This is a genomic window from Anaerobacillus sp. ABA4_114, from assembly GCF_056159065.1.
The window spans coordinates 1,908,326-1,927,875 of sequence record NZ_JBSWUM010000001.1 but is presented as its reverse complement, the minus strand read 5'-3'; the positions used below and the strand labels follow the sequence as shown (position 1 = coordinate 1,927,875).

At 40.5% G+C, this 19,550-nt stretch carries 19 protein-coding genes; 5 read left to right on the top strand and 14 right to left on the bottom strand.

The window, feature by feature from the left end; translation table 11 throughout:
* Positions 1–25: 25 nt before the first annotated feature.
* From ACXAEY_RS09765 to ACXAEY_RS09755, 3 genes are all read right to left on the bottom strand, one after another.
* Positions 26–1,015 (bottom strand): sodium:calcium antiporter, encoded by a 990-nt coding sequence (locus ACXAEY_RS09765; RefSeq protein ID WP_270182235.1) that lies wholly within the window; start codon positions 1,013–1,015, stop codon positions 26–28.
* 132 nt (positions 1,016–1,147) lie between these two features.
* Positions 1,148–3,445 (bottom strand): ATP-dependent DNA helicase, encoded by a 2,298-nt coding sequence (locus ACXAEY_RS09760; protein WP_474811664.1) that lies wholly within the window; start codon positions 3,443–3,445, stop codon positions 1,148–1,150.
* A 91-nt stretch (positions 3,446–3,536) separates the two neighbouring features.
* Positions 3,537–4,775 carry an aminopeptidase gene (locus tag ACXAEY_RS09755; RefSeq protein ID WP_474811662.1) on the bottom strand — a complete coding sequence of 413 codons (1,239 nt, stop codon included), beginning with the start codon at positions 4,773–4,775 and terminating at the stop codon, positions 3,537–3,539.
* Positions 4,776–4,861: 86 nt separating this feature from the next.
* Here ACXAEY_RS09755 and ACXAEY_RS09750 point away from each other — a divergent pair, with 86 nt between their 5' ends.
* Positions 4,862–5,509 carry an SIMPL domain-containing protein gene (locus ACXAEY_RS09750; protein ID WP_474811660.1) on the top strand — a complete coding sequence of 216 codons (648 nt, stop codon included), beginning with the start codon at positions 4,862–4,864 and terminating at the stop codon, positions 5,507–5,509.
* 26 nt (positions 5,510–5,535) lie between these two features.
* Here the strand turns inward: ACXAEY_RS09750 and ACXAEY_RS09745 are convergent, their stop codons facing one another.
* The 3 genes from ACXAEY_RS09745 to ACXAEY_RS09735 form a co-directional block, all read right to left on the bottom strand.
* On the bottom strand, positions 5,536–5,949 hold the full coding sequence (locus ACXAEY_RS09745; protein ID WP_474811658.1) for a CoA-binding protein: 414 nt from the start codon (positions 5,947–5,949) through the stop codon (positions 5,536–5,538).
* Positions 5,950–6,017: 68 nt separating this feature from the next.
* Complete coding sequence (locus ACXAEY_RS09740) at positions 6,018–6,893, bottom strand: alpha/beta fold hydrolase (protein ID WP_474811656.1); 876 nt, start codon at positions 6,891–6,893, stop codon at positions 6,018–6,020.
* A 42-nt stretch (positions 6,894–6,935) separates the two neighbouring features.
* Positions 6,936–7,280 (bottom strand): carboxymuconolactone decarboxylase family protein, encoded by a 345-nt coding sequence (locus ACXAEY_RS09735; RefSeq protein ID WP_474811654.1) that lies wholly within the window; start codon positions 7,278–7,280, stop codon positions 6,936–6,938.
* 243 nt (positions 7,281–7,523) lie between these two features.
* On the opposite strand from ACXAEY_RS09735, the gene ACXAEY_RS09730 reads away from it, so the two are divergent.
* Positions 7,524–8,735, top strand: coding sequence for an MFS transporter (locus tag ACXAEY_RS09730; RefSeq protein WP_474811652.1), 1,212 nt, complete (start codon positions 7,524–7,526; stop codon positions 8,733–8,735).
* A gap of 212 nt (positions 8,736–8,947) precedes the next feature.
* Positions 8,948–9,148 carry a cold-shock protein CspD gene (gene cspD / locus ACXAEY_RS09725; protein WP_270182243.1) on the top strand — a complete coding sequence of 67 codons (201 nt, stop codon included), beginning with the start codon at positions 8,948–8,950 and terminating at the stop codon, positions 9,146–9,148.
* 48 nt (positions 9,149–9,196) lie between these two features.
* On the opposite strand, the gene ACXAEY_RS09720 is transcribed toward cspD, so the two are convergent.
* Both ACXAEY_RS09720 and ACXAEY_RS09715 read right to left on the bottom strand, forming a co-directional pair.
* Positions 9,197–10,216 (bottom strand): GNAT family N-acetyltransferase, encoded by a 1,020-nt coding sequence (locus tag ACXAEY_RS09720; protein WP_474811650.1) that lies wholly within the window; start codon positions 10,214–10,216, stop codon positions 9,197–9,199.
* Positions 10,209–10,619 carry a hypothetical protein gene (locus ACXAEY_RS09715; protein WP_474811648.1) on the bottom strand — a complete coding sequence of 137 codons (411 nt, stop codon included), beginning with the start codon at positions 10,617–10,619 and terminating at the stop codon, positions 10,209–10,211. Before ACXAEY_RS09715 ends, ACXAEY_RS09720 begins: the two co-directional genes overlap by 8 nt.
* Positions 10,620–11,359: 740 nt before the next feature.
* On the opposite strand from ACXAEY_RS09715, the gene ACXAEY_RS09710 reads away from it, so the two are divergent.
* Positions 11,360–12,730, top strand: a complete 1,371-nt coding sequence (locus tag ACXAEY_RS09710; protein ID WP_474811646.1) for a YjiH family protein — start codon at positions 11,360–11,362, stop codon at positions 12,728–12,730.
* A 134-nt stretch (positions 12,731–12,864) separates the two neighbouring features.
* Here the strand turns inward: ACXAEY_RS09710 and ACXAEY_RS09705 are convergent, their stop codons facing one another.
* From ACXAEY_RS09705 to ACXAEY_RS09690, 4 genes are all read right to left on the bottom strand, one after another.
* Positions 12,865–13,803 (bottom strand): NADP-dependent oxidoreductase, encoded by a 939-nt coding sequence (locus ACXAEY_RS09705; protein ID WP_474811644.1) that lies wholly within the window; start codon positions 13,801–13,803, stop codon positions 12,865–12,867.
* Positions 13,804–13,819: 16 nt separating this feature from the next.
* Positions 13,820–14,713, bottom strand: a complete 894-nt coding sequence (locus ACXAEY_RS09700; RefSeq protein WP_474811642.1) for a hypothetical protein — start codon at positions 14,711–14,713, stop codon at positions 13,820–13,822.
* Between the two features lie 118 nt (positions 14,714–14,831).
* Positions 14,832–15,236 (bottom strand): acyl-CoA thioesterase, encoded by a 405-nt coding sequence (locus tag ACXAEY_RS09695; protein ID WP_270182249.1) that lies wholly within the window; start codon positions 15,234–15,236, stop codon positions 14,832–14,834.
* 18 nt (positions 15,237–15,254) lie between these two features.
* Complete coding sequence (locus tag ACXAEY_RS09690) at positions 15,255–16,031, bottom strand: enoyl-CoA hydratase (RefSeq protein WP_474811640.1); 777 nt, start codon at positions 16,029–16,031, stop codon at positions 15,255–15,257.
* Between the two features lie 160 nt (positions 16,032–16,191).
* Here ACXAEY_RS09690 and ACXAEY_RS09685 point away from each other — a divergent pair, with 160 nt between their 5' ends.
* A complete protein-coding gene (locus tag ACXAEY_RS09685; protein ID WP_270182251.1) occupies positions 16,192–16,638 on the top strand; it encodes a hypothetical protein in 447 nt (148 codons plus the stop codon).
* 84 nt (positions 16,639–16,722) lie between these two features.
* Here the strand turns inward: ACXAEY_RS09685 and ACXAEY_RS09680 are convergent, their stop codons facing one another.
* Both ACXAEY_RS09680 and ACXAEY_RS09675 read right to left on the bottom strand, forming a co-directional pair.
* Positions 16,723–17,712: a Gfo/Idh/MocA family protein gene (locus ACXAEY_RS09680; RefSeq protein ID WP_270182252.1), complete on the bottom strand. Its 990-nt coding sequence runs from the start codon at positions 17,710–17,712 to the stop codon at positions 16,723–16,725.
* A gap of 200 nt (positions 17,713–17,912) precedes the next feature.
* Positions 17,913–19,430 carry a carboxypeptidase M32 gene (locus ACXAEY_RS09675; RefSeq protein WP_474811637.1) on the bottom strand — a complete coding sequence of 506 codons (1,518 nt, stop codon included), beginning with the start codon at positions 19,428–19,430 and terminating at the stop codon, positions 17,913–17,915.
* Positions 19,431–19,550 lie beyond the last annotated feature (120 nt).

Here is a 19,550-nt window from a genome sequence, read left to right as displayed (position 1 = left end):
GACAGAGGCATTCCGCCTCTATCATTTATCTCATTTGGTAGACTGTAAACGTAGCGATGAAGTAGATGATGACGATGGTGAGTGGTGGGAGCACGTAGTAAAACGTTGTTCTGTGATTCCTTCTCGTAATGCTATATAAAATCACAAGGATGACAACGACTGACGAGACAGTCGTAATAATGTTCGACATACTAGCGTGTCTAAAAATATTCGTCTCGAGATACAACACATCCGTAAAAGAAAGCAGCATGATATTGAATGCGTTGCTTCCTAGTAATGAGCTTACTCCCATGTTATAGTTTCTCAATTTCAGCGCGGTCGCAACACTCACAGCATCAGGAAGCGACGTGCTAGCACCTACTAAGAACGAGCCGACAAACGAAGCCCCAAGACCCGTTTCGGTTGCGATTCGATCAGCCGTTAACGTCAGGACTGTTCCCACGATCATGATCCCTACTGCTGAAAGGATAAATCTCGTCAGGACCTTTTTGTACGTAAAATCATTGTACTGTTCATTTTTCCTGCTCTTTCGCTTCACTTTTTCTTCCGTTTTTTTGTTGATCAACTTGATTCCTACAAGATACACGAAAACAAGGATGACAGAGCTATATCCAATATGGAACACTGATGCAGGTAGCGTAAGAGATAGACCAGCTACTACAATCAATGTCATCACGATCACTAAGTAGATATAGAGTTTACTACCAATATCCGTTTTGCCCATGATCTGCTCTTTCCGGTACACAATATCAAGTACCGCAAGCGCTAAAAGGTTAAATAAATTGCTTCCTAACAGATTTCCGATAGCAAGGTCAGGGCTATCGATCGCAATAGCCGTCACACTTGAAGTCAGTTCTGGCAAAGATATAGCAGCACCTATGATGATCCCCATAAACGCTGATGAGGTTTTTGTTTTCTCACTAAGGGCATCGCCGTACATAGCGAGCCGAGTCGCTACAAAGTATGTCGCGATTGCTGCAATGATAAATAAGACAAAGACAAGGAATAAGTTCATTGTGTATGGGTCTCCTTCAAGTTTCATTCATCTTAATCTATTACCTGTTCCGTTAGGAGTTAAACTTAGAATGGAGGATATTATGAAGGAGAAGGAGAGACACAACAAAACCCGCATAGCAGCGGGTGATGTTCACTGTATCTTTTTTTCAGGAGTAAGCAGATCAAAGTTTCTCCACTCAAAAGGTAATAACTGTTGATATCGCTTTTCTACGTAACGGCTGTCGATCAGCACTAGAATTCCTTTATCCGTTTCAGAACGAATCAATCGTCCGCCTGCTTGCTGAACTCGATTCATTCCAGGATACACGTACGTGTATTCAAATCCATTCTTCCCGTCAAGGTCAAACCGTTCTTTCATCAATTTGCGCTCAGTATCAAAGTTTGGTAATCCAACTCCTACAACGACTACGCCAGTCAGTCGATCTCCTTTAAGGTCGATTCCTTCAGAAAAGATCCCCCCGAGTACAGCAAAACCAGCGAGGCTTTTTGAACGTCCAGATGTGAATGTTTCTAAATACTGTTCCCGCTCTTCTTCAGTCATGTTTTGATGCTGAAGAATCGTGTCGGTGTCAATTTCTCTATCTGTATACGCTTCATAAACACGTTCCATATACCCGTAGGAAGAAAAGAAAAACAAGTAGTTGCCTTTTCTTTTTGTCACAACATTTTCAAGTAGATCGATGAGTGGCTCCAAAGTTTCCTCGCGATCTCGGTATTTCGTAGACAACGGTGCGATATAAACACTCATATTCTCTTCCGGAAAGGGAGAAGGGATCGTTACTTGATAGTCATCATCCTCCCAACCAAGCATGTTTTGATAGTAGGACAGTGGTGAGAAGGTAGCTGAAAAGAAGACGGTCGACCTGAAACCGTTTCGCATTCTAGAAAGTTGATTTGAAGGGTCAAAACAGAATAATCTCATGCTAGCTTCAGATTTCCCCGCTTGAACGAGAGTGAAAAAATGATGGTCATATAGTTTCGCAATACGTATGAAATTTTGACATGTAAAATACACATCTAACAGTTCTTCATCATTCCCCTGAAGTAACAACTCCTTCTCGCACACTGAAACAAACGTATCGAGGTGAACGAGTAATTCTTCATCAACATCAGTTTGAACAACATAACCGCTCTGAGCGGATTTTTTATAATCGATAAATAATTTGTTGATAGAGGAAGCGGCATTCGAAATTTCATGATTAGTCGATCGATAGGATCGTTTTAGTTGTAAGAATGCAGATTTATACAATTCTGCAGAAAACATCCCCCTTGCTCGATCAACAAGGTTATGCGCTTCATCGATCAGCACCGTGGTTTGTTTCTTTTGCTCTTCAATCAACCGTTTCAACGATACGCGCGGATCAAATATATAGTTATAATCACATATCACGGCATCTGCAACGTAGGCAGCATCTAGCGAAAGTTCAAAAGGACAGAGTCGATGCTTATGTGCATAGTCTTCAAGGACCTCTCTCGTAATTCTCGTTTCGTTCCTCAAGAGGTCTAATAGCCCCTCATTAATACGATCATAATACCCATCTGCATATTCACAATAATCCTTTTGACAAATCGTTTTCTCTTTAAAACAAACTTTGTCCTTCGCGGTAATGGTAACGGATGTAGCACTCAGACCTTTATCTTCCATCATTTTAAACGCTTCTTTTGCAGTTTCCCGTGTGATTGTCTTAGCGGTTAAGTAGAAGATCTTCTGTCCATGTCCTTCACCGATTGCTTTTATCGTCGGAAAAAGCGTGCTCATCGTTTTTCCGATTCCTGTAGGAGCGGAAGCAAAGAGTGTCGCACCTTCTTGGACGGTTTTATAAACAGATCCAGCAAGCTTTCGTTGTCCTTCTCGATAGGTTTCAAACGGAAACGCCAATGCACGACTACTGTCTTTTAACCGATAATGATGGTCAACTTTCCATCTTGCGAAAGGCGTATAGCGCTGTATGACTTCACTTATAAAGTGCGAAAGGTCTTCAAGTGAGTATGGTTTGATAAACGTTCGGACTTCCTTCGTTTCAGATTGGATGTATGTCAACTGAACGTCAATAGTGACCTGGTCATACTTCTTCATAGCCATGTAAGCATAGCACTTGGCTTGAGCCCAATGAACGGGATAAGAGTTTTCGTTTATTTCCTCAAGTGGAAGTGAAGTTGATTTGATTTCATCGACAACGTACGAATCGTTTCTCTTTAATAGACCATCACATCGGCCTTCAATATAAAAAAGGAGGTCGTCGTATTCAAATTCCATCTCAAATGGAACTTCTTTTTGATCCTGTTCACCATACTGTTTTTGAACGTATTGATGTAGCTTTGTCCCTTCATGCATCGTAGTCGCCGTTCGAAAGCGTGCGTCTATGCTTCCACTTCGAAATGCATATTCAACGAGCGGTCGAACGGAAACCTTTATTGATTCGTGCATATCATCACCTGATCTATGTATTTACTACCTTTCATTATAACAGGTGCTGCAAAACAAAAAGAGCTCTGGCTATTAGCCAGAGCTCTAAATATTAGTTTACATCGATCGCCCAGTTTCCATTTCGGAAAATGGCTTCTGTCGTCCCATCTTCTAGAACGCCATCGATATCAAGTTCACCAGATCCCATCATAAAATCAACGTGCGTGATACTATTGTTCACGCCATTCTGATCTAGTGCTTCATCATCCATATCTGCTCCGCCTTTAATGCTGCTTGGGTATGCTTTACCAAGCGCGAGGTGACAAGAAGCATTCTCATCGTACAGGGTGTTAAAGAAAATGAGACCTGATTGGGAAATAGGCGATTCGTGTGGAACGATTGCAATCTCCCCTAGTCTTCTCGCACCTTCATCCATGTTCAACAAGCTCTTAAGCGTCTCGATTCCTTCTTCTGCTGAATAATCAACCACTTCACCATCCTTAAACGTGAGAGAGAAGTTATTGATTAAGTTACCACCGTAACTAAGAGGTTTTGTACTCGAAACCGTACCGTTCACCCCATATTTATCTGGAAGTGTGAATACTTCTTCTGTAGGCATATTCGCATTGAATTCGATCCCTTTCTCAGAAAGAGATGAACCGCCTTTCCAGATGTGTCCTTTTGGCAATTCGATCTCAAGATCTGTACCCGGTGCTTTGTAAATGAGCTTTTTAAACTGGCGATCGTTTAATACATCTCTTGCTTTTGCAAGAGTCGCGTTATGGTCATTCCACGCTTCGATCGGATTATCCTTATCTACACGAGTGATTTTAAAGATTTGCTCCCATAGCTTTTCGACCGCTTCCTCACCGTCTGACTCAGGAAACACTTTTTTCGCCCATTCTTCATTGGGAACAGCGACGATTGACCATGTGATCTTGTCGTTCATCGTATATTTACGGAAGTTCTTCATCGCTTCTCCAGCTGCTTTGTTAGAAGCTGAGATGCGGGATGAGTCGATTCCTTTAAGTAGATCCGGGTTTGTAGAACGAATCGAGAGTAGTGCAGCGCTCTCTTCAGCAAAATGATCGAACATCTTCACACGCCATTCAGGGACGTTTTCTAGCACATCCTGGGCTGCATTTTCATACCATAAACGATCAAGAGTATCATCTGCCCAATTAATATGTACGGTTTTCGCTCCGATTTTATAAGCGTTCTTTGCTACCATCCTTGCGAAGTCAGCGCTTTCAACTGGCGCATTCACAACTAACATTTGATTTTCTTGTAGGTTAACTCCTCGTTTAAGCGCAAGCTCTGCATATTTTTGTAGCGTTTCTTGTTTTGACATGTACATTCCTCCTTGTTTGACAATTTAAGTTTAACAAAAGTAATCGGAATTGTCCTGCTGAGTAATAACCAGAAAGAGGTGCTACTATGACGGAAGAAAGAAAAGGCCATGAAGAGTGCCAATGCGATCATACGATAACGGTGATGGGGACGGGCACGATCGACGTCACACCAGACCGTGGAATCGCTGTTCTTGGGGTCGAAACGCTGTCTGCTTCTATCACCGAAGCACAACAAGAAAATGCCTCTACAACAACTAATATCGTTGCTTCGTTAAGAGGAATGGGAATACCGCCACATAACATCGGAACGGCTGTCTACAAAATAGAAGAAGAATATAAGTATGAGGATAATAAGAAGATTTTCCTCGGTTACAAGGTCACACATTTATTAAAAGTGGTGATCGATGACGTTGCATTAACCGGGAGAGTGGTCGATACAGCAGTGTCGGCTGGTGCCACGACCATCTCTAGCATTACGTTCGATGTGCGTAATAAAGAGCCGTATTACGAAAAAGCTCAAAGACTCGCCATACGCCAGGCAAAAGCAAAAGCAGAAAACATCTCAGAAGCGCTTGGACTTTCACTTCCAACATCACCACACAAAGTGATTGAAGCAGGCTTTCCAGAGACGATTACTCCTAGAAATATCGCTTACTCATCTGCAACCCCTATCCAACCTGGCCAAATTGCAATTACGGCAGATATCACGCTCATTTATCTTCTAAACAAATAAAGACGTCCACTGTTGGACGTCTTTACTTATTTCGTCATTGCATGCTCAACTTTGATGCAGCGATCCATAACGATCGTCATGTTGTGCTCTTTCCCAAATCGATAGGCTTCCTCATTGGCGACTCCAAGCTGTGACCAAAACACATCAGCACCAATGTCCACAGCATCTTTCATAATGTCAGGTAGAAACTCACTCCGTCTAAATACGTTTACGATATCAACATGTCCTTCGATATCTTTTAATGAGTCAACTGCTTTCTTGCCAAGCGTCTCGTCGATCGTCGGATTAACGGGTATGATTTCATAACCGGCATCTTGCATCGCCTGTGATACCATATACGACGTACGAGAAGGGTTATTCGAAAGTCCTACAACGGCAATCCGTTTATTGTCCTTTAAGATTTTCTTAATCTCTTCTCGAGATGGGTTTTCAATCGACATTTCATACACCCCTTTTTCTTAGTTACCTCTATTATAAAGTTTTCCTCAATCAAGCCCTATTAAAACGCTCAACGATTAAGTAATTCCTTAAGAGAGTGTAGAATAAGGTCAGGGCGATTCAGAGGAACATGATGGCCTGATCCTTTCGCAACACGGTAAGCACTATTAGAAGCTAGGATCCTTTGCTCTTGAATCAACTCACTCCAAACCGTTTCCATCTCTTCCGCTTCATCTTTTACGTTTCCTGCATCGATTTGCTCCCGGATACTATGTTTTTTATCTCTCGCTATGATTACGAGTGGAACTTGTGGAAACAATCGATTATGTAGCGATGCAGCATACTCCTTCCAAAGTGAGAGTTCTTTCCCAACTGTTTGATATAAACTTGGGTTGAGCTCGTGATCATATAATGCCTGTTGAATATTGTTGTTCCATTCTTTTTGTTTTGGATGGAGTTCAGGTGGTTGTTCGAGCTCTAGCTCTGTAGGAGTTAATGCAGACAACCTCGAACACATCTTGATCCAATACTCATCAGTGTGGGTTTCATCACTTGACTTCACTTCATCTAAGCGGTGCATGTTAATCGATGTTGAATCGATCAATAACACCCCTGCTACGTTCTCTGGATAATGCATCGCAAATCCTTGAGCGATCAATCCACCATACGAAAAACCTGCAAGCATAACTGCTTCATCGATAGAGAGCGCTTCTAATAAAGAATAAAGCTCTTCGTGAGGGGTTGCTAACGTGTGATTCAATACAGGCTCTGACCTTCCATATCCGGCTCGGTTATAAGCTAGAAATGAAAAGTCAGAATCCATTAGCTCGTTCCACTCATAAAGTGATCCGCCCATTCCTGTTAACAAAACGATCGTCTTTCCAGTTCCTCTCCTATAGTAATACTCCTTGATACCATGTCTTGTGGTAATAAGAGACGTTTCCATCTAATCCCTCCCATTATCCAATTCATGGTAACACAGTTTTTGTTATCTTTGTCTAATCTCTTTAAGGATCTCTAGACCCTTCGTAACTCCTTGACTCATGGCTGATCCACCACCGTATGCAGCGGATACCAACATCGTTTCATAGATTTCTTTGTCACTACATCCAAGTTCAACACATTGATCCATATGATAGGTCATACTCTCTTTATCCCCATCCTTCGTGCTGATAGCTAAAGCCATTAAATGCTTCGTACTCTTTTGGATGTCGCCTTCTTCAAAACATTCTCCGGTAAACCTATTGTACTGTTTTATAGCTTCGGGTAATGATTCGGTAAGCTGCTCGATGCCTGTACGATAGGATTCTAATCGTTCTTCTGCTTGCTTCATCACAATCTCTCCTTTTCGTTAACGTAGTAATACACTTTCCTTCTTTCTATCAAGAACGAAACAATTGAATGTGCAATATATCTTATCTGAAAAATTTGCTATAATTTTCTCATAACAATTGAGGAGTAAATCATATGTCAAAAATTCTACATTCAACTTTTACAAGCAGGAGAGGTGAAACGAACTAATCATAACCCCTCCTGCTTTCGATTTGTCGGAACATTTTAAGAAAGTTGGAGGACAATGTACTCGATTTCTGAAAGGAACATTTCTGTTTTATTTTGGGTGAATTTCTTTGGGTCAATTAGCTTCTTGCAGCCTGTTCTAACACTGTTTTATTTAAGTAATGGCTTAACGGAAGCAACGATTTTAGTCGTATTGATGTGCTGGAGCGGTGCCGTATTGATCGGAGAAATACCTGCCGGGGTCTTTGCTGACCGGTTTGGTCCGAAGCTGTCTTTCTTGATCGGCTCCTTAATTAAACTTCTGAGCATCATCGTACTATTGCTTTCAAACGATCTGTGGTTATTTATGCTATTTAGTTTTTTAAATGGCTTTTCTGTTACCTTTTTCTCTGGAGCGGATGAAGCATTAATCTACGAATCGTTAAAAGTCGATAAAAAGCAGAGCAAGATGGATGAAGCGATGGGAAAAATTCAATCCGCAGGTTTTATCTCGATGATTCTTGCGGTATTGATAGGGGCTTTTCTTGCAAACGATTTAAATCAGCAGCAATTCCAGCTGTTAATACTATTAAGCCTTGGCGTCTATCTGATTGAATTCATTCTACTATTCTTCATTCATGAACCAGCCGTTGAGATGACTGTATCGGATACGTCGATGAATAAAGTTGTAGAAGGATTACGTGTGATCAAACGAGCCCCGCAGCTTTTATTGATGTTTCTGAACCTTACACTCGTTTTCATCCCCACAGTGGCTGTGTTCGAGAGGTTTGATCAACCCCTGATGACCGAAGCGGGGTTACCCGTATTTTTAATCGGGCCTGTTTATGCAATTGGAGCACTTCTCGCATTCTTTTCATCAAGAAGTATTACATTTCTCACGAAAAGGGTTTCAAGAATAACCTTGATGTATGCTTCAGGCTTTCTGAGTGCAGGTGGACTTCTTGTAGCAGCACTGTTTCAAGATACGCTTTGGTTGATTCTTGGTGTCATCCTTTTCTTAAGGTGGATCGGTGCGATTCGTTATCCGATCTATTCTCAGCTCAGTAACGATATCATTCCTTCGCATGTGCGGGCTACGACGATTTCATTATTATCTATCTTAGATTCAATATTTGATCTAATCGTCTTTTTATCACTCTTACTGTTTGCTGGAGAAGGCGTATCCGGGATCTTAATCGGCGCTTCAATAATCGCACTATTTGGCTCAATCATACCGATTCAAAAACGACGAATAAGACTCACCGTTAAAATCCCAAAAGAATTCCAATAAAGGTTTGCATTCCGAATTCGCGAATGCTATTATGTAATTAAACCATTTTACTTTTAATATATTTAGGATTTAAATTAGCTGTAACTTCTCGAGGGGGTAACAAAGTTAAATCCTCGCTACTGAAGTTGCAGTTTTTTAATGTAAACGTATTACTTAGTGAAGTGGTGAATTTTAAATTATGTACGATGTGGTACATTAGGAGGCAATTTTTTATGCAAAACGGTAAAGTAAAATGGTTCAACGCTGAAAAAGGTTTCGGTTTCATCGAAGTTGAAGGAGCAGACGACGTATTCGTACACTTCTCTGCAATCAACGGCGAAGGTTTCAAAACTCTAGACGAAGGCCAAGAAGTTAGCTTCGAAATCGTTGAAGGTAACCGCGGACCTCAAGCTGCTAACGTAACAAAAGCATAAATTGTAAATTCATAAGAGCCCGGTGATTCCTCACCGGGCTCTTATTTTTTATTTTAAGTTTTTCGTTAAGAGCAGTTCATCATGCAGCGGAATGTTGTAATACCCTGTTATTGGTATTTCATTCTTCACCTTACGTGCCTCATCAACTGCACCACAGAATACGCTCGTAATACGATAGCCTCTCTTTTGATAAAAACGGAGTGCGTCCATATTGTCATTCGTTGTTAGAAGTTCTACATTATGGATACCTCTTCGATAAGCTGCTAGCTCGACTTCAAGTAATAGCTTACTCCCTATGCCAGTCCCCTCATTAAAGCTATCGAGAGAAATAATTTCACACGTTTCACCACGGAAAACGTATGTGATTAATCCTTCGACCTTATCCTTATGCTTCATATAGAAGCCGTCTAAATCATCGCTATGATAAACACCTGAGGAAACCACCATCACGTCACTTCCCCAGCTCTTTTTGAACATATTGTTTATGTATGATCTATCTTGATCTTTTATAGAATTCAGGTGGAGATAAGGTTCATACATCATTAGCTGACAATCTCTCATCGCGCCTTCATGCCACTCGTGTTGTTTTAGAATACATTTCTTTTTAAACCCAACTTTTTCATAACAAGAAATTGCTCGATCGTTCCACAACTGCGGATCCATAACGATTAACGATGTATTTTTTTCTTTAATAAGAAACTCAACAACCATTTTAACAAGGGCAGTACCTATGCCTTTATTCCAGTATGAAGGCTCACCGATAAACTGGTCCATACCGTATGTCCCATCTGGAAGGGTTACCCATGCAATAGAAGAGGAGCGGTAGAACTGAATATAACCAATTGGAGCTTTATCATAGGATACGATACAACCGACGACATCATTTCGATCAAAATAGTCATCCTTGATACCATTTAACGTATAGTGACGATCTCTTCCTTCGTAATATTTCAAAACTTGATCATTGGTCAGCCACTTTGATAAGAGGTCTTCATCACCTGGCGCGAGACTCCTTATTGCTAACGATCCAGACTGGATAATCACATTCTCATTCATTAAGTTATCCACCTCCCCCACCTCCATCGAATCCGCCTCCGCTATCGTACCCTCCTGAGCCACCATACGTATGGTCCGTTTCAACATAACTTGAATCGAATGAAGGCTCATTTTTTGTTGAGTGAAGTTGGTCTTTAATCGATGATTCATCATCACTAGATAACCACTCTCTAGCAACAGCAAATGCAAGGATACCTTCTACGTCAAGTTGTTCTAGTTCGCTTCGTTCTTCTGGGGAAATGTCTACTTGCTCTTCAATCGATGCGATAACAAACATACTTGCAGCTGAGCGGGACTCGAAAGAAGGTTTTGCATTCGAACTTACTCTCCTTTTTTTACGGTTATGATCGGAGTAAAATGCGAGGGAAATAATGCTAGTCATTACGATTAGAAAAAACAATCCGATTCCACTCATGATATTCCTCCTCATTTGTTTTACTTTTATTACGTAAAACACCCCTTAAGGTTTCACATTTATGAATTTTTTTAGAAAATAGCACATTTATAGTAATATTTTTTAACAAAATAGGGTATAATAAATAATTTATGCTATATCAATCCACTCACCCATGTGTTACACTAAAAGTAATCTTCTTATAGATGGGAATTGATATAACAATATGGGAAAATACATGATTGACCACCAAAACCGAATTGTCCATAGGACAGCCTATGCTGGTGATGAATGCCACTTACCTGAAACACCACTTAAAGATCGGTCTGAGGTTAATCTTGACACAGAACTTGAGGTATTGACGGAGCAAAAAGGATACCAAAAATGTTCTTCCTGTTTTTTCGGTTCTACATTTGAAAATCATCTTGAATATAATCGGCAAACTAGACATGCTAAACATATATAGCTTTTACGTAGGCAAGGACTCGACAAATGAGTTCCTTGCCTTTATTTATGTATAATTGCCCTCTTCTCTAGGACGTTATCTTCCAAGTTAGATGGACACTTTGTCACAAAAACCTTTAATTACCTGTCTTTTATCGGTATAATAAATAATAGTTTCTGTTTTCAGAACAATGTCTATATTCTTGAACTTCATTTTATTGCTGTTACTTTAACAGCTTTGTGTTATATTTATAACATTGTTTTTATAAAGATACAGTTATTCATAAAATTATTATACATAACAGAGGTGACCGTCGATGCAAAGTAGTAATCATCAAGAAAACGTAACAGCTTCCAGTATCATGAAATTCGCTATACCATCATTGATCGGGATATTCTTATTCATGATTCCCATACCCGCAAAGGAAGGAATCACGATACCAATAGCGAAACTAGCTGATTGGCTTCAAGTATTTTTTGCTGAATCAGTTCCAGTAACGCTTCCCCAGGTAATGACACTTATCATTTCGATCACAGTGATACTCAGCATTATTGCAGTGGTGGCTAAGCCAAAATGGGTAACAAACTCCCCATTTCTCGTAAACTTACTGCAAGTTTCACCAATCTGGCTCATCGCCCGTACACTTGGGATGATCTTTGCTATTCTTACCTTATACAAGATTGGGCCAGAATGGATTTGGTCAGATGCAACGGGTGGTTTGCTGCTAAATAGTCTTATACCTATACTATTCTCTGTATTTTTATTTGCTGGCCTTTTCTTACCACTTTTATTAAATTTTGGGTTGCTAGAATTATGCGGTGCGCTTCTTACTAGATTCATGAGACCGCTCTTTACACTCCCTGGTCGTTCATCTATCGATTGTCTCGCATCTTGGATGGGTGATGGAACGATCGGTGTTCTACTCACAAGTAAACAGTATGAAGAAGGATATTATACAAAAAGAGAAGCCGCGGTAATCGGAACTACCTTCTCTGTTGTATCCATTACGTTCAGTATCGTAGTGTTAGCCGAAATGAAACTTCAAGCATATTTCGTACCTTATTATCTAACGATCGCACTGGCTGGTGTCATTGCTGCAATCATCATGCCTAGGATACCGCCGTTATCTAGAAAACCTGATGAAACACATGAAAATGTATCCGATAAGCGTAGTGATGCAATTCCAGACGGCTATACACCATTTCGATTCGGAATCGTCAAAGCGACTGAAACTGCAAGTAAAAACAAGATTTCATCCATCGCAAAAGGCGGCGTTCAAAACGTTTTAGATATGTGGATGGCCGTTATTCCAATCGTTATGGCAATCGGAACAATCGCATTGATTATTGCTGAAAACACCCCTCTATTCAGCTATTTGGGAGCACCATTCGTTCCGTTACTCAATCTGATGCAAGTGCCTGAAGCCGCAGAAGCTGCTCAAACGATGGTGATCGGATTTGCAGATATGTTTCTACCAGCTATCATAGGTTCAAGCATTGAAAGTGAATTAACTCGCTTCGTCATCGCTTGTCTATCTGTTTCCCAGTTGATCTACATGTCAGAAGTAGGTGGATTGTTACTTGGTTCAAAAGTACCTGTTCGTTTCTTTGATCTTGTTATCATTTTCTTAGAACGTACACTGATTTCACTACCAGTGATCGTGATTATGGCGCATATTATCTTTTAATTTTTTGCCAGGATTGTATATCCTGGCTTTTTATTTTGGTATTGAGTTCTTAAAGTATTGTTTTTAAAATTTTATCTATAATACGGTGCGTGAAATTTTATAAACACATAAAAAGAAGACAGCCGAAGCTGCCTTTATTTATCAAAAAGAATGACGATTTTGCCTCTAGCGTGGTGCGATTCGCTCACTCTATGCGCCTCTCTAATTCCTTCTTCACTAAACGGAAACCGATGCCCGATAGTGGCTTTGATACGCCCCTCTCTTAAAAGTTCACCGATCTGATTTAGCTGTTCACCATTGGGTTCTAACCATACTGTTCCTGAGCGAACTCCTTTATCCTTCGCCTTTTCTTTATCTGGCATATCGACGATCGACACAAGCCTTCCTCCACCATTTAATACGAGGAAGCTTTTATCCAATACTTCTCCTCCGATCGTATCGATTACAACATCGTATTCTTCCACAACATTAGAAAAGTCTTCTTCTACATAATCGATAACACGATCTGCGCCTAACGCTTCAACGTACTCCTTGTTTTTCCCACTACACGTTGTTGCTACATAAGCACCATTCTCCTTAGCAAGTTGGATCGCAAAGCTCCCAACTCCACCAGAACCGCCATGTATCAGAACCTTATCGTCTCTTCTAACATCTGCAAAATCAATCAAGCACTGCCATGCGGTAAGACCCACTAACGGGATCGAGGCGGCTTCTTCATATGTGATATTATCTGGGATATGAGTGAGTAAATGAGAATCCACGACAACTTCTTCAGCGTAAGTACCTTGAGCTGTCGTTGCTGGTCTTGCAAAAACCCTGTCTCCAACTTCAAAGTCTGTTACGTTGCTACCTTTTTCCTTTACGATACCCGCAATGTCCCAGCCAAGTGTGATTGGAAAATTGAAAGGAAGTTTCTCTTTCAAGTAACCCTCTCTTACTTTCCAATCGATAGGGTTTACTGAAGTTGCATAGCTTTCAACAACGACCTGGTCGTCATTTGGCGTTAGCGAATCAAGTTCAACTTCTTTCAATTGCTCTCGTCCACCATAGGCTTCGATCACTACAGCTTTCATTAATTAGCCTCCTTCATCACTGTTCACGTTCGATTCGATCAAACTTGCTCAGTGTAATCAATTGCTGAACTGTAAGATGCCCACTCCATTCTTTCTTCGCTTTTTCCCAATCATCCTGGTACTGCCCCCACTCCCAAGTAGGTGCCAAGCTACCATCTTCCTGCTGTTTCTCTATTATGTAGTCAAGATTAACATGAACCTCCTGATTCAATTCATCTACAAATGGTGACTCTTCTGAATCGACGAGAACAACGGGTTGAACGCCATACGAATCCCATTTCTCGGGACGATCTACGATATATGGAAGCTGCTTTTGCACTTTTTCTAGTATGACATTTTGAATATCTCCTTGAGCTAAATCAGCTAGCCTCAAGTAACATTGAACTTCGTGGATTTCATATTCGTTCAAATCACTTAAATGATCCATCACTTTCATAAGCATTGAAGATTTAGGTTCCTTATCATCACTATACGCCATCAGGTAACCGACGATTTCGGCATCAGGGTTTGCCGAGTATTTCTGCTCTCCCTCCTGAACACTCCACCATGGTGCATGAGGAACATGGTTGACTGCCTCTGGCACAGCGTTCCATCCTTCCTCCTTACATGTAGATTGAAAGTAACGTATTCCCTCTTGAATAAACGGATGGTCTTTAGATAATCCGAGCTTAATTAAAAATTGAAAAGCTACAGTGGTAGCCATCGGTGATGATTCTTTTAGTCTAAAATCTGGTTCTATACTATGACCAAACCCGCCATCTTCATTTCGGTACTGTTCTAGCTGTTCTAACACTTCCTCTTTACTTCCTGATCCATTCCAAAAATGAAAATATGCTCGATCGATTCCTCTCGCCTCGTTCTCTATGTATGAGCAGGCTTTATCATACTGTTGCTTTGATAGTTTTTTCAAAAGAATCAGTCCTTTCGTTAGGTCTATACATTACACAATATCCATAAATCTCTTTTTCGAATCATTTTTCTCATAAAAAAGAAAGAGCGAGGTTTACCCACGCTCATTTTGCAGCCCTTTAACTTACTTGAAAACTTTCCTCGAGCGCTTTTCGAAGCGCTTCAGGAATCGGCTCACTTTTTTGTTCTTTAAAATTAAAGTAAACAATAACGGATTCACCTTCAGCAACAAGCTTACCGTTCTCTGCATTCGTCATACGGTGACGCATGACGAAACTCTTCGTTCCAATCTTCTTGATATCCGTTTCAACCGTAAGCGTTTCACCGAAGTACAGTTGAGCATGGAAATCACAATTTGTAGATACTAAGATGAATTTCCAGTCATCAGTACCCGAACTTCCTCTATGCTGATTCAAAAACTCAACCCTTGCTTCCTCCATGTAAATGAAATAGCTCGTATTATTCACGTGCCCAAGGGCATCTGTTTCACAAAATCTAACCTTTACGTTCATTTCGTGGCTCATCTCATTCCCTCTTCCCTATCACCTGTGTGTAAACTGTGGTTTTCTTTTTTCAAAAAAGGCATTTACACCTTCTTTAATATCTTCAGTCTGAAAGATTTGGTCGAACAGATCTGCTTCAAGTTCAATCCCTTTTTCCAACTGCAGTTCAGTTCCTTTATTAACCGCTTGTTTTATTCTGGATAAAGACTGAAGAGATTTATCAGATATTTTAGACGCTAGACTCTGTGCGTATGTCATGCCTTGTCCAGTTGGCACAACGTGATTCACAAGTCCGTATTGTTCTGCTTCGTGCGCACTGATCGGTTCACCAGTAAACATAATTTCTTTTGCTCTCGCTTCTCCCACCAAGCGAGGTAACCTCTGAGTACCTCCTCCACCTGGAAACAACCCTAGTTTAATCTCTGGCAAACCTAGCTGCGCCTGATCTTCAGCGACACGGATATCACAAGTCATGGCTAGTTCACAGCCTCCGCCGAATGTTAGTCCATTTAAGAGAGCGATCGTCGGTTTAGGAAAATCATCAATGTAGTTAAACATTCGATGGGTATCCATGACGATTTCCTTGAAATTGGCTTGTCCCATCCATTCAGGGAACTCCTTAATATCAGCACCTGCCACAAAAGCTTTGTCTCCAGCACCCGTTAAGATGACCGACACAGCTTCGTCATTCGTTTCAAGTTCTTGAAAGATGTCATAAATGTGGTTGATCACTTCTTTACTTAATACATTAAGAGGCGGGTTATTGATCGTGACGATTGCCGTTCTTTCTACAATTTCATACGTTACCTTTTCCATCCTAGATCACTCCTTTTTTATGTAGAACATTTTTCAACGATAATAAAGAGCTACATGTTAATCTTACATGTAAACGTTTGTAATTTTCAATATATTTCAACGGTTTTATTTTTTATTATCGGGGAATTAGGAGTTTACATTTTTAAAAGGAGTCGATCTTATGAATGAAAACTTATCTAGACTAATGCTTGATTATGAAAATGCTATCGATTGCTGTGAAGGTGAAACCGTCCCAGAATTCATTGAAAACTTCATTTATGGTTCTATGGACTACAACAAGGATAACTTCGATAAGATACAAGCTGAGATGAGTAAACAAGCACAAAACAAAGAACCTAAAGAATTTAAACGTGCTTTTGATGAAATGCTCCTCTACTTAAGAGACAAATTCATAGAACTAGATCCTCAAAAAGAGTATTGGGCACTTCATTACAGAGAAGGGGTCAGTGCTTTCGTTGCTATGATCGACGGCTTAGTCATCCAATATTTCTCTGGCCTTTACTCGGTTGACGATTTGAAAGAGAGGTCGAAGTTATTTTCAGATATTATTATAAGAGGGTTTGCAGGGGTAAAAGAACATCATACGAATGTGATGTCGGCCGATTGACTGACGGTTATGGCATTAGAAAATTAAAAAAGAGCTTGGGAAAGCACGCTGCTGATCCAAGCTCTTTCAATGTATCCTTGACCTTTATTTTTCGATGCCCAGATAATACTCTTCCACAAGCATATCCATTGCTTTGTTTGTCCTTAAAGCTGTGTTCCCAGTGCTTGGACATTTCCCATTCCCGAGTAATTCATCGACGATCGATTGAATATGTGGCTGTTGAATATGATGAGGATGCTCAATACGAAAAGATTCTTCAACTGAATCCGTTTTTAACAGAATGGGTTTATCATCAAACGTAGAAAATTGTATTTCTCCACGTGTCCCAACAATACGGTTATCATCTTCGTTTTTATAAGAAGAGAAATTCCAAACGCCAGTCCCCACAGCACCACTCTCAAACCTCCAGGCACCATTCACAGTATCTTCTGCTGGATAGGAACCAGCAAGGTTATAAGCTGAACCTTTGATATCTGAAATAGGACCAAGTAAATAATCCAACAAGTCTAATGTATGGGAACCAACATCATAAAACAATCCAGCACCACTCGTTTCAGGCTTCACTCTCCACGGCCAATTCCCTTCTTCATCTCTTTTCACGAGTTGTTGCATCTGCTGCACCGACACGAATCGCACTTCTCCAATTGCGCCTTGTTCGATTAGTTCTTTCACTTTCAAAAATCTAGGTAGCGACCTTCTGTAATAGGCAACAAACAATGGTACTTCGTGTTTTTCACATGCACGGACCATTTCTAGGCAGTCTTCCGAACGACTCGCCATCGGTTTTTCCACGTATACAGGCTTTCCAGCTTCAGCAACCATCAAGGTATAGTGTTTATGTGTAGAAGGTGGAGTGGCTATATATACAGCATCCACATCTTCGTCATGTATCAGATCTTCTGCATCATCATACCACTTAGGGACGCCATGCCGTTCTGCATAATCTCTTGCTTTTTCTCCATTTCTTCTCATCACGGCTTCAAGTGAACTATGTTCAATCTTTTGAAAAGCTGGGCCACTTTTCTTTTCTGTCACATCACCGCATCCGATGATACCCCAACGAATTTTTTCCATAAAACGTCCCTCCTCTAATCTGTTTACATTTTCAACACTAATGGATGTACCCTTCTTTAAGAGTAGTTACACCAATATGAAACGTGAGCGGTAGCTAATCACAGGCGTCCATGCACGATGAAACACAAATACATCTCTGTGCAGGCAGAGATGTATTTGGTGTCTTATTAGACGACTCTTGTGATAGCTAAAAGCTTCAATTAAGCATTTATGTGATAGACTTCACTGTACTTATTTTCTAGGTACTCGATTAAATAAGCAGCGTTTAGTCCTTCACCAGTAATATCTTTAATGATCTCAACAGGCTTTTTCATCTTTCCGTATTGATGAATATGCTCAGTGAGCCACTCTTTTATCGGAAGAAAATCGCCTGATTCTAAGAGTTCATCAAAATTAGGAAGGTCTTTCAAGATCGCATGCTTTATTTGTGCTGCGTAGATATAACCTAGTGCATAGGAAGGGAAGTACCCAAACGCACCGCCTGACCAGTGAACATCTTGCAGGACACCATTCGCATCATTGTCAGGAGTGATTCCTAGGTATTCTTCCATCTTTTCATTCCAAATAGACGGAAGGTCCTTTACTTCGATCTCCCCGTTGATCAACCCTTTTTCAATTTCATATCGAACCATGATATGAAGGGCATACGTCATTTCATCTGCTTCAATTCTAATGAGAGATGGTCCTGCAACGTTGATCGCACGGTAGTAATCGTCTAAACTCACGCCGTCGAACTGTCCTGAAGAATACGCTTTTAACGTCTCATAATTATTTTTCCAGAATGATTTATTACGACCGACGAAGTTTTCCCAGAATAAAGATTGAGACTCATGGATTCCCATAGAAGTGCCCGAACATAGTGGTGTCCCAATTAAATCTGTAGAGATATTTTGTTCGTACAGCGCATGCCCACCTTCATGGATGGTTCCAAATACAGCTGTGCGGAAATCACCTTCATCATACTTCGTTGTAACACGAACATCCCCAGGATTTAAGCCAGTAGCAAAAGGATGTACAGTCGTGTCAAGTCGTCCGGCATCAAAGTCATACCCCATCTTCTTAAGTATTTCTAAACTGAAATCTTGCTGCTTCTCTTTAGGAAAATGTTCGAATAAGAAATCAGTATGAGGTTTGTCACTCGATTCAACTACCTTTTTAACGAGTGGAACGATATGGTCACGCAGTTGTCCAAACACGCGGTCGATCATATCCACCGTAACCCCAGGTTCGTATAAATCTAGCAGCGTATTATACTTATTGTCTTCATAGCCCCAATACTCCACGAACTTTTGATTAAAAGCTACCAACTTCTCAAGATATGGTCGGAATAATTCAAAGTCATTCTTTTCCTTCGCTTCTTCCCACACGCTTTCAGCTTTCGAACTTAAAATAACGTACTCTGAATATTCCTCTGCAGGAATTTTAATGTTTCGGTCATATTCTTTTTGACATTCTTCGACAGCCTTAACTGTCTTCTCATCTAATTGGTCTTTTGCATTTGATAGGTTAGAGAGATAGTTTTTCATTTCGTCCGAGACGGACATATTAAACACCTCAGATGACATCATACCGATGACCTCAGAACGTTGCTCAGCTCCTTTTTTCGGCGCACCCGTTCTTAAATCCCAGTACATCAGCCCGATCGCTTCATTAAAGCCTGTCATCTTCTTCGTATAGTTCAAAAAATCTTGTTCAATTTTATTCAAATCGACTTGCATATTTCTCGCTCCCTTTCGTATAAGTGTTTGTTATGTAACGGCATGACGCATTCGACAACCCTCGTTAAAACATGTAACGTTTTGTCGGAAGTTAAAAAATTCAAAAACAATGGATTTTAA